Source organism: Arthrobacter sp. GMC3, assembly GCF_002929305.1.
In the GTDB taxonomy this organism is placed as follows: Bacteria; Actinomycetota; Actinomycetes; order Actinomycetales; family Micrococcaceae; genus Specibacter.
Genome location: NZ_PJIO01000006.1, coordinates 40,594 through 53,189, shown reverse-complemented (window position 1 = coordinate 53,189; position 12,596 = coordinate 40,594). Strand labels below are relative to the sequence as shown.

The 12,596-nt window shown below is 63.8% G+C and carries 10 protein-coding genes; 3 read left to right on the top strand and 7 right to left on the bottom strand.

Features of this window, described 5'->3' with window-relative positions; all coding sequences use genetic code 11:
• Window positions 1-6 precede the first annotated feature (6 nt).
• The 3 genes from CXQ94_RS11450 to CXQ94_RS11440 all read right to left on the bottom strand — a co-directional run bounded on the left by CXQ94_RS11450 (window position 7) and on the right by CXQ94_RS11440 (window position 3,499).
• Window positions 7-1,725 (bottom strand): aldehyde dehydrogenase family protein, encoded by a 1,719-nt coding sequence (locus CXQ94_RS11450; RefSeq protein ID WP_104090129.1) that lies wholly within the window; start codon window positions 1,723-1,725, stop codon window positions 7-9.
• A gap of 120 nt (window positions 1,726-1,845) precedes the next feature.
• Complete coding sequence (locus tag CXQ94_RS11445; RefSeq protein ID WP_219817032.1) at window positions 1,846-2,325, bottom strand: PaaI family thioesterase; 480 nt, start codon at window positions 2,323-2,325, stop codon at window positions 1,846-1,848.
• Window positions 2,300-3,499 carry a thiolase family protein gene (locus CXQ94_RS11440; protein WP_104090124.1) on the bottom strand — a complete coding sequence of 400 codons (1,200 nt, stop codon included), beginning with the start codon at window positions 3,497-3,499 and terminating at the stop codon, window positions 2,300-2,302. The genes CXQ94_RS11445 and CXQ94_RS11440 overlap by 26 nt, the downstream gene beginning before the upstream one ends.
• Window positions 3,500-3,537: 38 nt before the next feature.
• Between CXQ94_RS11440 and CXQ94_RS11435 the strand changes: the two genes are divergently transcribed.
• The 3 genes from CXQ94_RS11435 to CXQ94_RS11425 are packed head-to-tail and all read left to right on the top strand — an operon-like array spanning window position 3,538 to window position 7,020.
• On the top strand, window positions 3,538-5,133 hold the full coding sequence (locus tag CXQ94_RS11435; RefSeq protein ID WP_104090122.1) for a class I adenylate-forming enzyme family protein: 1,596 nt from the start codon (window positions 3,538-3,540) through the stop codon (window positions 5,131-5,133).
• Window positions 5,130-6,074: a nitronate monooxygenase family protein gene (locus CXQ94_RS11430; protein ID WP_104090119.1), complete on the top strand. Its 945-nt coding sequence runs from the start codon at window positions 5,130-5,132 to the stop codon at window positions 6,072-6,074. Before CXQ94_RS11435 ends, CXQ94_RS11430 begins: the two co-directional genes overlap by 4 nt.
• 13 nt (window positions 6,075-6,087) lie before the next feature.
• Entirely contained in the window at window positions 6,088-7,020 is a 933-nt protein-coding gene (locus CXQ94_RS11425) for a helix-turn-helix domain-containing protein (RefSeq protein ID WP_181034180.1), read from the top strand.
• 34 nt (window positions 7,021-7,054) lie between these two features.
• On the opposite strand, the gene CXQ94_RS11420 is transcribed toward CXQ94_RS11425, so the two are convergent.
• From CXQ94_RS11420 to CXQ94_RS11405, 4 genes are read right to left on the bottom strand one after another with little or no spacing between them, the layout of a single operon-like run.
• Complete coding sequence (locus tag CXQ94_RS11420) at window positions 7,055-8,830, bottom strand: ABC transporter ATP-binding protein (RefSeq protein WP_306418898.1); 1,776 nt, start codon at window positions 8,828-8,830, stop codon at window positions 7,055-7,057.
• Entirely contained in the window at window positions 8,737-9,630 is an 894-nt protein-coding gene (locus CXQ94_RS11415; protein ID WP_258067032.1) for an ABC transporter permease, read from the bottom strand. Before CXQ94_RS11415 ends, CXQ94_RS11420 begins: the two co-directional genes overlap by 94 nt.
• Window positions 9,627-10,604, bottom strand: coding sequence for an ABC transporter permease (locus tag CXQ94_RS11410; RefSeq protein ID WP_104090111.1), 978 nt, complete (start codon window positions 10,602-10,604; stop codon window positions 9,627-9,629). The genes CXQ94_RS11415 and CXQ94_RS11410 overlap by 4 nt, the downstream gene beginning before the upstream one ends.
• Window positions 10,605-10,625: 21 nt before the next feature.
• The gene (locus CXQ94_RS11405) at window positions 10,626-12,281 is read right to left on the bottom strand and encodes an ABC transporter substrate-binding protein (protein ID WP_104090108.1); all 1,656 of its coding nucleotides are present in this window, start codon (window positions 12,279-12,281) and stop codon (window positions 10,626-10,628) included.
• Window positions 12,282-12,596: the final 315 nt, after the last annotated feature.

The window sequence follows — 12,596 nt, the reverse complement described above, 5'->3', positions numbered from 1 at the left end:
CGAATTTCAGTTGTGCGACGGGCGCAGTGGACGACGGGATTGGACGACGCGGAAGCGTCCGGTGACGAATGACTCGTCGGTAAGGGTGGCGGTGCCGGCGGGGTTAAGGCCGGAGACATGGAAGTCGCTGTAGGCGGCAGAGAAATTGATCGGCATCGCACCGGTGACGTTGGTGGTGAGGGAGGCGCCGGCGGTGGCAAAGGCTACCTCGGCGGAGTCGATCAGCGTTTCATCGGTGGAATACAGGAACGCGGTGATCGCGCCGTGGGTGGCGGCGTCGTCGGCTGCTCGCTTGAGTGCGGTGCGCGCATCGGGGACCCGAATGAGGAAGACGACGGGGCCGAAGCACTCGTGCGTGAACAGGTTTTCGTTTTCCAGACCAACTCGGGCGATGAGCGGGGTGGCGGTGCGGGCATCGGGAAAATCCGGTGCCTCCCAGCTGTGCGGCTCGCTCAGTACGTGTCCTTGTGCGTGAAGGGTTGCGGTGAGCTCGGCGATTTCATCGAGAGTTCGCTGGGCCTGGATGGTTCCCAGAACCGCAGCAGCCCGCCGCGGGTTCGCCGCGATCGCCTCGACAGCCTCCACCAAGCCCTGTTCAACCTCGACGGCGGAGAGGGTGCCTTCTGGTGTGTTTACTCCGGACTCGGGAATGTAGATGTTTTGCGGTGCGGTACACATTTGAGCGGAGAAGAGGGAGATTGAACCGGCGATCGCGCGCAAGGCCGAGGCCGTGTCTTCGAAGGAATCTAGCACCACAGAATTCAGGCCGGAGGTCTCGGTGTAAACGCGTGCCTGACGTGCGTTCTGCTCAATCCAGGAGCCATACCGAGCGGAGCCGGTGAAATCAACGATTCGGATGCTCGGGTGGGTGGCCAGCACAGAGGTGACCGGCTCGGCGGCGGAGTCCACCGCGAGCTGAACCGCGTCCGCGCAGCATCCCGCATCTGTCAATGTTTGGCGCATAATCGAGACCGCGAGAGCCATTTGCAGCACAGAAGCGGGATGCGGTTTCACGATGACGGGATTTGCGGCCATGAGGTTGGCGAACACGGCCGGGTAGACGTTCCAGGCGGGGAAACTCGCGCAGGCGATGACGAGCGCGGGCCCCAGGGGAACGATGCGGTACTTCTTTTCGAGGGAAACCAGCTCGGGGCCGAATTTCTGTTCCCAGGCTGCAGCGGACGGCACGCGTGAGAGCACCTGCCAGGCCGCGGCGACGGCTTCCAGGCCCCTGTCCAGCGCGTTCGTTCCGCTGCCGGACTGGCTCATGCCCCGGCCCTGGCCGGTTGTGTGCATCGCGGCGAGTCCAAGAACTTCGTTGGCCGCGAACATCCGCTCGATCATTTCGACGCAGAGACCCGCGCGTTCATCGATGGTCAGTGCGCTCAACGTGATCTGCGCCGTCTGGGCGTTGTCGGTCAGCGCCTGTGTCTGCGCGCGGGGGTAGCTGACTCCCAGGGGGAGCCTAGTCCACGGCGAGACTTCGTCTATTTGCAGTGTCAGGGTGCCGCTGTGACCTGGAAGGTTTAGCGGCGCCGCAAGGACGCTCGAGAACAGGGCGTCCGCGTCACCGCCCCGTGGGCCCGACGGTTCGCGGCCAGCAAACGCGCTGAACGAGACGCGGGTGTTGACCGCCGCAGCTGCGTCGGCGAGTAGGGGGTGGTGCCGGGAGGCAAGTTCGCCCGGCGTGCAGCTCGAATCTTGTACTGCGGTGATCATCGTCATTGATTACTCCTCTGGGAAGTACCATAAACGAAGTTAGGTCGCTGGGCAAGGGCTTTTTTCTAAGTTGACACGCGAGCCCACTCGCGCCGGGCCGCATTGGAGTGGGTGAGCGCGGGCAAATCAAGGCTCCGGCCAGAGCACCAGTTGCGTGCATCTAAAGAGCGCGATGCGTTTACCGGCGTCGTCGAAAACTTCGGCGTCCCAGACCTGGGTGCGTCGCCCGCCGTGAACTAGTACCGCTACCGTCCGAACGACGCCCGAACGTGCGGTGCCGAGGTAGGAGGTCTTCTGTTCCACGGTGGTGAAGCCTGACGCGCCAGATGGCAACGCGAGGCGGCAGCCGAGGCCGCACGCAGTGTCTGCGAGCGCGACCACCGAGGCGGCGTGGAGGTAGCCATTCGGGGCGAGCACTTGTGGCGTCACCTGCATCTGCGCGTCGATGCGCCCGGTCTCGGCGGAGGTCACCTCGATTCCTAGCAGGCCGGGCAGACGCCCCCTGCCCAGTGCGGTCAGCTCTGCAGGGTTGGGTAGTCCATGTGGGGTGGCCGGCGGGGTGGGGCGCGGTGCGCGGTCCTCATTCATCGTTGACCTCCACCGCAATCGCAATGCCTTGTCCGACGCCGATGCAGGCGGTCATGATGCCGATTCCGCCGCCGCGGTTGCGCACGGCATGCGCACAGTCGATGATGGTGCGGGTTGCGGAAGCCCCCAGGGGATGCCCCAGGGCGATGGCCCCACCGTTGGGGTTGATCTGGACCGTCTCGGGTGGGTCCAGTTGATGAAGGCAGGCCAGCACCACGGCGGCGAAGGCCTCGTTGATCTCCAGTACGGCGACGTCCTTGAGTGTTCGGTGAAGGCGGTGGAGGAGCTTTTCGACGGCGGCGACCGGGGCGAGGGCAAATCGAGCGGGATCGACGCCTACCACCGCGGAACCGAGGATGCGGGCAAGCGGTTGTGCCCCAGCTTCGGTGAGGCGTCGGCCCGATGCGATCAGGGTTGCTGCTGCCCCGTCACTCAGCGGTGATGAGTTGCCGGCGGTGACCGAACCGCCGGGTGAGAACGCTGAAGCCAGGCCCGCCAAGGCGGACAAGCTGGTGGTGGTGCGGATACCTTCGTCGCGTTGCAGCCCCTGAGTTTGAATCACCCGTCCGTCATGAAACCCCGCGTTCCAGGCCTCCTCGGCGAGGGAATGAGAGCGTAGTGCCCAGGCGTCCTGCGCCTCTCTGGCGATCCCGAGTTCCTCGGCGATCAATTCTGCTGACCGCCCCAGCGAGGCAACCCAGGGCGCCGGAAATAGCGGGTTGACCATTCTCCAGCCCACAGTTGTGGGAACCAGCTCGGGCCGGGAGGGTAGCCGATCATCGATTGGCGGTAGAACGTGCGGTGCACGGCTCATACCCTCGACCCCACCGGCCATGACGAGATCTGCGTCGCCGGCTCGAATTGCACGCGAGGCGAGCACGATTGATTCGGCCCCGGATCCGCAGAGCCTGTTAACGGTGTACGCGGGCGTGCTCACCGGCAGTCCGGCCAAAAGCACAGCCATCCGAGCCACATTGCGGTTGTCCTCGCCCGCGCCATTTGCGTCGCCAAGGATCACATCGTCGATCCCCTTCTGTGTGACTTCCCTGTTACGCGCGGCGAGCTCACGCAAGGGAATTGCCGCGAGATCATCCACTCGCAGGCGGGAGAGCGAACCGCGATAGCGCCCGAACGGAGTCCGGACGGCATCGAGGATATAGGCAGCATTCTTTTCTGCAGACGTCGTCGTCATACTTCACCTCACTATCAAACTTCGTTTATAGTACCGACATGATGACAATGCCGTGGGATGCAGCACTAGTGGTTGGCGATATCCTGGACATTGCCGCCGAGAGCTACGGTAATCTGCCCGCAGTCCAGGACGCGAGCGGTGTGTTAACGTTTTCAGAACTTCGAGTCCGGGCACTGCGCCTCGCCAACGGACTTGTGCGCCGGGGGCTTCGCCCCGGCGACCGGGTGTTGGAGGCACTGCCCAACAGCTGCGATCTGCTCGTGAGTGAGATGGCCCTTGCGCTGGCCGGACTCGTACGGGTGCCGCTGAACCCACGCCTGGGTCCGCGGCAGTGGCTCGGAATCCTCGCCGACAGTGGCGCACGCGGGCTCATCGTCGACGATCGTATGCGAGGTGCCGATGGTGCCCGCATCACCGAATTCATCAGCTGCGAGATTGTGATCCGTGCGGATCGGGGCGCCTTGGCAGAAATGACCGCGGAGGGGACGCCGGAACGGTCTTTGCCAACTGCACAGCCGGACGATCTGGTGGGACTCGCCTACTCCTCCGGCACCACAGGCATGCCGAAGGGGGCGCTACGCACACACCGAATGCGGCTGGCTTCGATGCGAGCAATGGTGCGGGAAGTGGTGGTGCCCACCGGCGACGTACTGGCCTACCTGCATGCCGGGCCCGCGATTCACACCAGCGGACTCTTCACCCTGCCGATGCTGGCACTTGGCCGCCGACAAGTCATGGCTGACCATCCCAGCCCGGGGGAGATTGCCGAGATTCTCGCGGCGGAGGGAATCACCCACCTCGCGCTGGTTCCGAGTGTGATCGACGCGCTCACACGCCTTCCCGAGCCGGCTCGGAGCGCCTTTGCAGGGGTACGGATGCTGGCCTATGCCGGCGCGCCCATGCCACCTGCCCAGATTCGCCGGGTCGCAGAACGCCTAACCGATCGACTGGTGCAGTACTACGGGCTGGTCGAGGCCATCCCGCCACTGACGGTGCTCAGCATCGAGGATCACTCCCGCGGACTCAGTAAGGACCCGCACCTACTCACCTCCGCCGGTCGCATCGTCTCTGATGCCCGAATAGAGATCGTTGACGAGCCAGACGCGGACACCCCAGGGCTAGGCGAGGTCTGCGTGAGCGGACCTATGGTCACCCCCGGATACTTTAATGCCCAGGACCGCACCGACCTCGGCAAGTCCTTCGATGGCACGGCTTTACTCACGGGGGACGTGGGTATCCTCTCGGAGGGGTACCTCTACCTCCTTGATCGCAAGAACAACATGCTGATCAGCGGAGGCTACAACGTGTACCCCGGCGAGATTGAGTCGGTGGTGCTCGCGGTCCAGGGCCTGCGCGCCGCAGTGGTGGTTGGCCTCCCCGACGAGAAATGGGGAGAGCGAATCGTACTGGCCTACACGACCGCAACAGGCCAAGACCTGAACGCGTCGCAACTTCAAGACCTGCGCCATCGCTTGCGCGACGTGTCACCACACAAGAGGCCAAAGTCGCTTCATTTTCTCACCGAGTTTCCGCTCGGAGCCACTGGAAAGATCGACCGCCGCGCCATCATGGCCCGGCTCTCCGCGGAGCTCCCGCTCTCCGGACCATCCAATGAAAGGTTCGCCACGACATGACCCCCTCCGAACTGCTTGCGCGACTTCGCCTTCCCGTGGTGGCGGCTCCCATGTTTCTGGCCTCCGGGCCGGAGCTGGTCATTGCGGCGAGTCGAGCCGGAATCATCGGTTCCTTCCCGACGCCGAATTGCCGCACCGTTGCAGAGCTTGACGCCTGGCTCACACAGATCACGGCGGCACTCGGCACGGGGACGGATGCGCCTCCGTGGGCAATGAACCTCATCACCCATTCCACCAACACGCGTCTGGGGGATGACCTTGAGATGGTGGCAAAGCACCGCCCGCCAGTGGTCATCACTGCCCTTGGTTCCCCGCGTCCCGTAGTTGATGTGGTGCATGCCTATGGTGGCATTGTGCTGGCCGACGTCGTCTCACTGAAACTGGCACGCAAAGCCGCCGACGCCGGTGCCGACGGCCTGGTCTGCGTCTCCTCCGGTGCGGGCGGCCATACGGGCCACCTTTCGCCGCTGCCGTTCATCGCGGCAGTGCGCGAGAGTTTCGATGGCCTGGTATGTGTTGGTGGTGGCGTGGCAACCGGCGCCGGCATTGCCGGTGCTGTTGCCGCCGGTGCGGACCTCGTTTACATGGGCACGCGCTTTCTGGCCACGCCGGAGAGCATCGCCGTCCAGGGACACAAGCAGATGGTGGTTGACAGCTCGATCGATGACCTGGTCGTTTCCGCCGCTATCACCGGCACGGCGGCATCCTGGCTGCGTGCCTCACTGACCGCCGTCGGCCTAGATCCGGACGGGAGCGCTCCGGTCTCGCGGGACTACTCCTCGGAGGTTTCCAATATTCGGCGGTGGAAGGACACTTGGGCGGCAGGTCAAGGACTTGAGAACATTGACGCGATCGAGACAACGGCCGATATCGTGGAACGTCTGGCGCTCGAATACGGGCAAGCGTGGGATCGGGTAGCCAGGCTTGCCAACACGCGCTGACTATACTGGCGGGGTGCTAGAGACAATTCCTAAGACCGGAAGTGCCATCGGAATCGCGCTCCTGGCTCTCGGCGACCGGTGGACGCTTCTCATCCTCCAACGCGCCTTCGTTTTGCACACCCGCCGCTTCGGTGACTGGAGCGCGCAGCTGGGGTTGAGCGAATCGACGCTGGCGGCACGCCTCCGTGACCTGGTTGCGGCCGATTTGATGGAGCGAGCGCCCTATGACGACAATGGTCGAACTCGGGACGCGTACCTGCTCACCCCGCGGGCACTTGAGTTATCGAATCTGCTCCTGGCGATTTGGGGATGGGAACAAGCCTCCGTTCCCGGCCTCGAAGATGCCCCCGTACTCATTCATGACACGTGCGGGCAGGATGCCCTCCCACTCCTAGGGTGCGGCTCTTGCGGCTTGGCGCCGGTGACTGCCCGCGAAACCTCCGCGGAGCGTGGCGCCGAGGCCGAGTTCGCAAGAATCAACATGCCGCGATTGCACCGACGGGCCAAACACTCAACGACTCCTGTGGATGCGCTCTCCTACTATCCGGAAACAATGGAGATACTGGGGGATCGTTGGAGTACGGCGATCCTTGCAGCATCCTTCCTCGGCGTGCGACGATTTACCGATTTCAAGGCCGAGCTGGGCATCTCGCCGTCGATCCTTTCTGACAGGATGCGCCGATTTGTGGCAGCCGGAGTGTTGCAGACGCCAACCTCTGCCGGTGAGTATCGATTGACCGCCAAGGGAATGAACTTCTTTCCGGTCTTCGCGATTCTGGTCGATTGGGCTCAGCGCTGGTACTCGAGCGACTCGGCCCATGAACTGACCATTTGGCATACTTCATGCGGCGCGCAGCTTCGCCCGGTCCTACTGTGCTCACGGTGTGGGACCGATCTTGAACGGACCAAAGTTCATTTTGAACTCCCGGCGGTCACTGCCCCCTGACGCTGTGAAGGCAACCCGGCCCTGACAACGTCATTCAGGGGCCTTCCTGTGCCCGGTGACTGCCAGGAAGGGATGGGGCAGAGGCCAATAGGGAGCGCGTGTAGTGATGTTGGGGGTCGGAGAACACGGACTCGGTTTTCCCGGATTCGAGAACTTCCCCGGCGCGCATGACCAGCACGTCATCACTCATATGCCTGATCACCGAGAGGTCGTGGGAGATGAAGAGATAGCTCAGCCCGAGCCGCTGCTGCAGATCATCAAGGAGGTCAAGGATCTGGGCCTGGACGGAAACGTCTAAGGCGGAGACAGGTTCATCGCAGATCAGCACCCTCGGTTTCGGTGCAAGTGCGCGGGCAATAGCCAGGCGTTGGCGTTGACCACCCGAGAGTGTGGCAGGGTTACGCATAGCCACCCCCGGCTCCAGGCCAACCATCGCCAGCAACTCAGCAACTTCCGTGGTGTACTTTCGTGGATTGCGTGTGGCACCAAAACTCAACGCATCAGCCAAGAGGGAGCTCGTGGAAAGCCGCGGATCGAAGGACGAAAGCGGGTCCTGGTAAATGGCACCCAGGGACGAGCGGCGTGATCGGCGGCCGGCCTCGGAAACCGTACTCCACGGTTCGCCGAAGAGCTCGACGTCACCGGCGTCGGGGGTCACCAGCTCCAGGACCATGCGCGCCGTGGTGGTTTTTCCGGAGCCAGACTCGCCCACCACGCCCAGGGTATGCCCGGGCAGCAGCTCGAAACCGACACCGCGCACTGCCGGCAAAGCCGCGGACTTGGCCATGGGGAAGCTCTTGTAGAGTCCCCGGGCACGCAGAACCGGCAGCACATCGGGGGCCGGCGCGGTAGCTGGTGGCTGCGTCCGGGCCGGCCGAGCCACCGAAGCCACCCCATCCATCCCGGCATCGCCGGTGGGGGAGAGTCGCGTGAAGCGGGGCTTGCCGGCCGGGACCGCCGCCAGCAGTGATCGAGTGTATGGGTGTTGCGGGTTTTGCAGTATTTGATCGCGGGTGCCACGCTCCACGATCTGCCCCGCCTGCATGACGGCGATGGAATCGGCGACACTGGCCACGGCTGCAAGGTCGTGGCTGATCAAGAGCATGCCCGAGCCCGTCGCACGCAAGTCACCGAGCAGGCTCATGACCGAGGCGGCAATAGTTGCATCGAGTGCGGTGGTGGGCTCGTCGGCGACGATCAGTACCGGATCCAGAGCAATGGCCGCGGCAATCAACGCCCGCTGACGCATTCCGCCAGAAAGTTCCCCCGAGCGTTGGGAAGCCCGCCGTACCGGGTCATCCAGACCCACGGCCTCAAGCAATTCGATAACTCGGGCGGCCCGTTGTGACCCGGAACCGCTGCTATGGAGCCGTAGCGCGTCGTCGATCTCCTTGCCCACGGTTCGCAGCGGATCCAGCGACGTCAATGCGTCTTGCAGGATGAATCCCACCTGCTTGCCGCGGAGGGCGCGCCAGCCTCGCTGTGAAAGATTCCGGGCATCTACGCCGGCAACGTCGAGGGTTGTGGTGCGCACCAGCGAGCCGGGTCCGGCCAGGCCAAGCAGGGACTTGGCGGTCACCGACTTGCCCGACCCCGATTCACCCACCACCGCCAGACATTCCCCCGGGCTGACCGTAAATGAAACGCCACGAACAACGCTGGTCCCGCCAAAGGAGACATCCAGATCCTCGACACGCAGAAGGGGCACCACCGCGTTCACCGTGGACCTGCCGACTTCAGCGATCGGGAAAGTACTGTTGAGGCTGCGGCGACCAACACGATGGCCAGCCCCGGGAAGAACGTCATCCACCAGGCCAGGGCAAGGTAGGTGCGCCCCGAAGAAAGCATGGTTCCCCATTCGGGTGCGGGTGGTGGCGCTCCGAGCCCCAGGAAGCTCAGCGAAGCCGCCCAGAGAATCGCCTGTCCCAGTCCCAAGGTAGCAAGCACTGCCAGGGGCGCAAGCGCATTGGGCAGGATATGGACAGTAAGAATGCGGGCGCGGCTGCGCCCAAGAACGGTTGCGGCCTCCACCATGGGCGAGGCGCGCTGGGCGATGATCTGAGCCCGGATCATCCGGGCGTACCCGGGTGCCGTGGTCAGCCCCACGGCTATCACAGTGGTTGTGACACCGGGCCCGGCCAGGGCGATGAATACCAGGGCCAGCAGCAGCCCGGGCAGGGCAAAGAGCACTTCCAGGAGGCGGCCAACGCCATAGTCCAGCCATCGTCCGCCAAAGCCGGCAACGGTCCCCAGAACCACGGCAAGGCCGAGGCCTATCGCCGTGGCCGCGGCCCCAATGAGCAGCGAAGGCCGGGCACCGTGGACGATGCGTGAATAGATGTCACGCCCGGACTCGTCGGTGCCCAGCAAATGACCGGGGCCCGGGGGCGAGAAGGCGCCGGTAGGGTTGATGGCCAGCGGGTCAACGGGCGCCAGCAGGTTTGGTGCGATGGCCGCCACAAGAAAAAAGAGCAGCACGGCGGCACAGGCAAGCCAGGGGAGGTTCCCTGCAAGTCCTCTCACCGACAGGGCGCCTGGGTGGGGTGGGGGAGCTGGAAGGGGGCGCAAGAGCGGATCTTGCGCAGACAGAACGGGTTTGGGGATGCTCATGATGGGCCAATCCGTGGGTCCGCGAGGCGTTCGCCAAGGTCAGAGAGAGCCATGATAACCACGTAGGCACCAGCGGAGACCAGTGCGACGCCGGTGACCAGGGGGATGTCGCGGGCGGTAACGGCCGAGAGCAGTGAACGCCCCAGACCCGGGCGGGCAAAGATCGACTCAACAACCACCGCACCCGAGAGAAGTGAACCAAAAGCCCAGCCGGAAAGTGCGATTCCTGGCAGCGCGGCATGCCGCAGGGAATGACGCAGCAGCACGCCGATCTCCGATTCACCACGGGCCCGGGCAGAAAGTGCGAAAGCGGAGCGCTGGGCGGTCGCCATCGTGTCCCGCATGACCTGGCCCAAAAAGCCGGCCAGTGGCAGTGCCAAGGTAACAACTGGCAGCACCAGACCGGCCGGCGTGCTGGTGCTCACGGGAGGAAGCCACCCCAGCGCCGTGGAAAAAACCATGATCAGTACGCTGGCCAGCCAAAAGTGCGGCACCGCGGAGGAGACAATTTCCAGTCCCGACGCCACGGCAGAACCCACGGGGCCGCTGCGGGTGGAAATTACCGCCAGTACCAGTGCCATGACCCAGGCCACCAGCAGCCCCAACCCGGCAAGGATAAGCGTTGGCGGAAGGAGCTCGGCCAGCACCTGCGACACGGGGATCTTCAGCGAATAGGACGTGCCCAAGTCGCCGGTGGCCAGACGCCAGAGCTGGCCAAAGTACTGCACGTACAAGGGTTGGTCCAGGCCGTACTGGGCACGGGCTGCCGCAAGTGCCTCGGCGGAGGCCTGGGAGCCTGGGCCACCCATGATTGCCTGCGCAGGGTCTCCCGGAATCATCCTGATGCCAAAAAAGATGGCGGTGGCGACGGCCCAGAGCACGAAGATGCCTCCTCCGGCCTTGCCCAGCAGCCAGCGCGCGGCTGAGCCCGGTACGCCGGGTGACCGGGTCAAGGACGCTTTGGATGTGTTCATGGGTGTGTCTTTTGGCGGGGCCTAGTGGTCCAGCCAGGTGTCAAAGAAGGTGGGGGTTGCCACCGCGGTGGTGGCCCCCACGTTCTTCAGCGTGGACGAGTAAAGGAAGTGGTTTTGCTGATTGTAAAGCGGCAGCAGGTAATAGCCCTCGAGCACTTTCTTCTGCGCCTGGGTATAGAGGTCCTTACGCTCTGCCTCGTCCTTGGTGGCCCCGGCAGTGTTGAGTAGCGCATCAAGGCTTGGGTCCTTGACCTGGGAAAGATTGGCGAAGTAGCCCGACGGAGCGGGAATGGTCGAATCGGAGTGGAAAAGGATGGCCAGGACACTGGGGCCAACCTTGGTATACGGGGCAGAGACCAGGTTGTAGTTGTTCTTGGCGAGATCCCCGTACCAACTGGAAAGATCCAACAAGTTGATTTTGATCTCGATGCCAGAGTCCTTGGCCGTGGCCTGCATCTGTTCAAAGAGCGACTGCTCGGCGGGGATCGACTGGCTGGTACTCACCGGGAACGTGAGTGAGAGCCGGGCGCCATCTTTGGTCCGGTACCCTGCGGAATCGCGTTTGTTCCAGCCCGCGGCATCCAGCAGCTCACCGGCTTTTGCGGGGTCGTAGCCGAACAGTGAATCTTCGGAATAGGCCAGCGGCTCGACGCTGGATAGCGGCGAATAGGAGCGCGCTGCGGTGCCGAAGAAGAGCGAATCGACGCTCGCGTTGATGTTCACCGCGTGAATGAAGGCCTCCCTGACCTTGACGTCATTGAACGGTGCCTTGGAGGAATTCAGCTCGATGCGGTTGGATGCTCCGGGGCGCGGTGCATCCAGGTGCTTGATCGTGGAGGTCTTCTCGGCCGCAGCAATGGTGTCCGGCTGGGCGTTGTCGATGATCTGTACCTCACCGGCCTGCAGTGCCGCGTAGCGGGTTGCTGCCTCGGGGATAAAGCGCCAGGTGATGCCATCCAGGTACGCGGTTCCCGCATGACCGGCGGACGGGTCCGGGAGCACATAGCCGGTATTACGTACCAGCTGCACGGAGTCCTGCTTTTTCCAGGACTCGACCTTGAAAGGCCCGGTGCCCACCGGTGCCGCACAGTTCTCTGCTTGGCTGCGTTTTAGGGCTTTGGGGGATTCGATGGCCACCCAGGGCATGGAGAAGGACTCGAGCAGGGAATTGTCCGGAGACTTGAGTTTTAGTTCCAAAGTGCTGGCATCGACGGCGTCCATGGAATCGATCTTGCCCAGCGCCAAATAGCCCGTGGATGACGCGGTCTTGGGAACCAAGAGGTGCTCAAAGTTGGCCTTGACCGCGGCAGCATCCAGGGCGGTGCCGTCGGTGAAACTGATACCGCTGCGAATCTTCACGGTGCGGGTCAGTCCGTCCTCGGAGACGGAGGAGCCCTCGGCGAGCCAGGGGATCAACTTGCCGCCTGCATCCTTGGTGTACAGCGTCTCCAGGTATTGCGAGGCAACAAGGGCCTGCGGGTAGTTGCCACCAACGTGCGGATCCAGGCAGCCGGGCTCCGCGTCCCCGGAGGCATAGACCAGGGTTCCCCCAGTCACGGGGCTGCCGCTGGCGTCCGACGTCGTCGTGCCGGGGGTACAGCCGGCGAGAACCAATGCGGCGACTAGGGCCGTCGCCGTCGGAAATAGTCTGGTGGCCAAGGGGCGAGCGAGAGTCATGAATTTCTTCCTGCGAACCGGTGAAGTGAAGCTATGTGCGTGTGCCAGCCATCTGTTCCCCCGGCTGCTCACCAGGAGGCACGCGTCGGCGGGCACCGCCATCAACCATAGCGGTTGGGATGGACCGGGCGCAGTGGCATGTGGGGCAGATCATAGGCCGGCCCGGACATGCGAGAACGGACCAGGACGTTCCTCTCAGATCTCCTCCGGGCCAAAGGGGAGATTTTCGAGAAGTTCGGCGCCCCATGGTTCCATGTGTTTGCAGCCCGGTCGCCTGAGACAGATCTATGAGGACCGCGACGGCGCGGGTGTACC

Coding starts and splice junctions, on each gene's coding strand:
- CXQ94_RS11430 (WP_104090119.1), top strand. CDS start 5,130: ATGACCCCCTCCGAACTGCTTGCGCGACTTCGCCTTCCCGTGGTGGCG.
- CXQ94_RS11410 (WP_104090111.1), bottom strand. CDS start 10,604: ATGAACACATCCAAAGCGTCCTTGACCCGGTCACCCGGCGTACCGGGC.
- CXQ94_RS11450 (WP_104090129.1), bottom strand. CDS start 1,725: ATGACGATGATCACCGCAGTACAAGATTCGAGCTGCACGCCGGGCGAA.
- CXQ94_RS11440 (WP_104090124.1), bottom strand. CDS start 3,499: ATGACGACGACGTCTGCAGAAAAGAATGCTGCCTATATCCTCGATGCC.
- CXQ94_RS11435 (WP_104090122.1), top strand. CDS start 3,538: ATGATGACAATGCCGTGGGATGCAGCACTAGTGGTTGGCGATATCCTG.
- CXQ94_RS11405 (WP_104090108.1), bottom strand. CDS start 12,281: ATGACTCTCGCTCGCCCCTTGGCCACCAGACTATTTCCGACGGCGACG.
- CXQ94_RS11415 (WP_258067032.1), bottom strand. CDS start 9,630: ATGAGCATCCCCAAACCCGTTCTGTCTGCGCAAGATCCGCTCTTGCGC.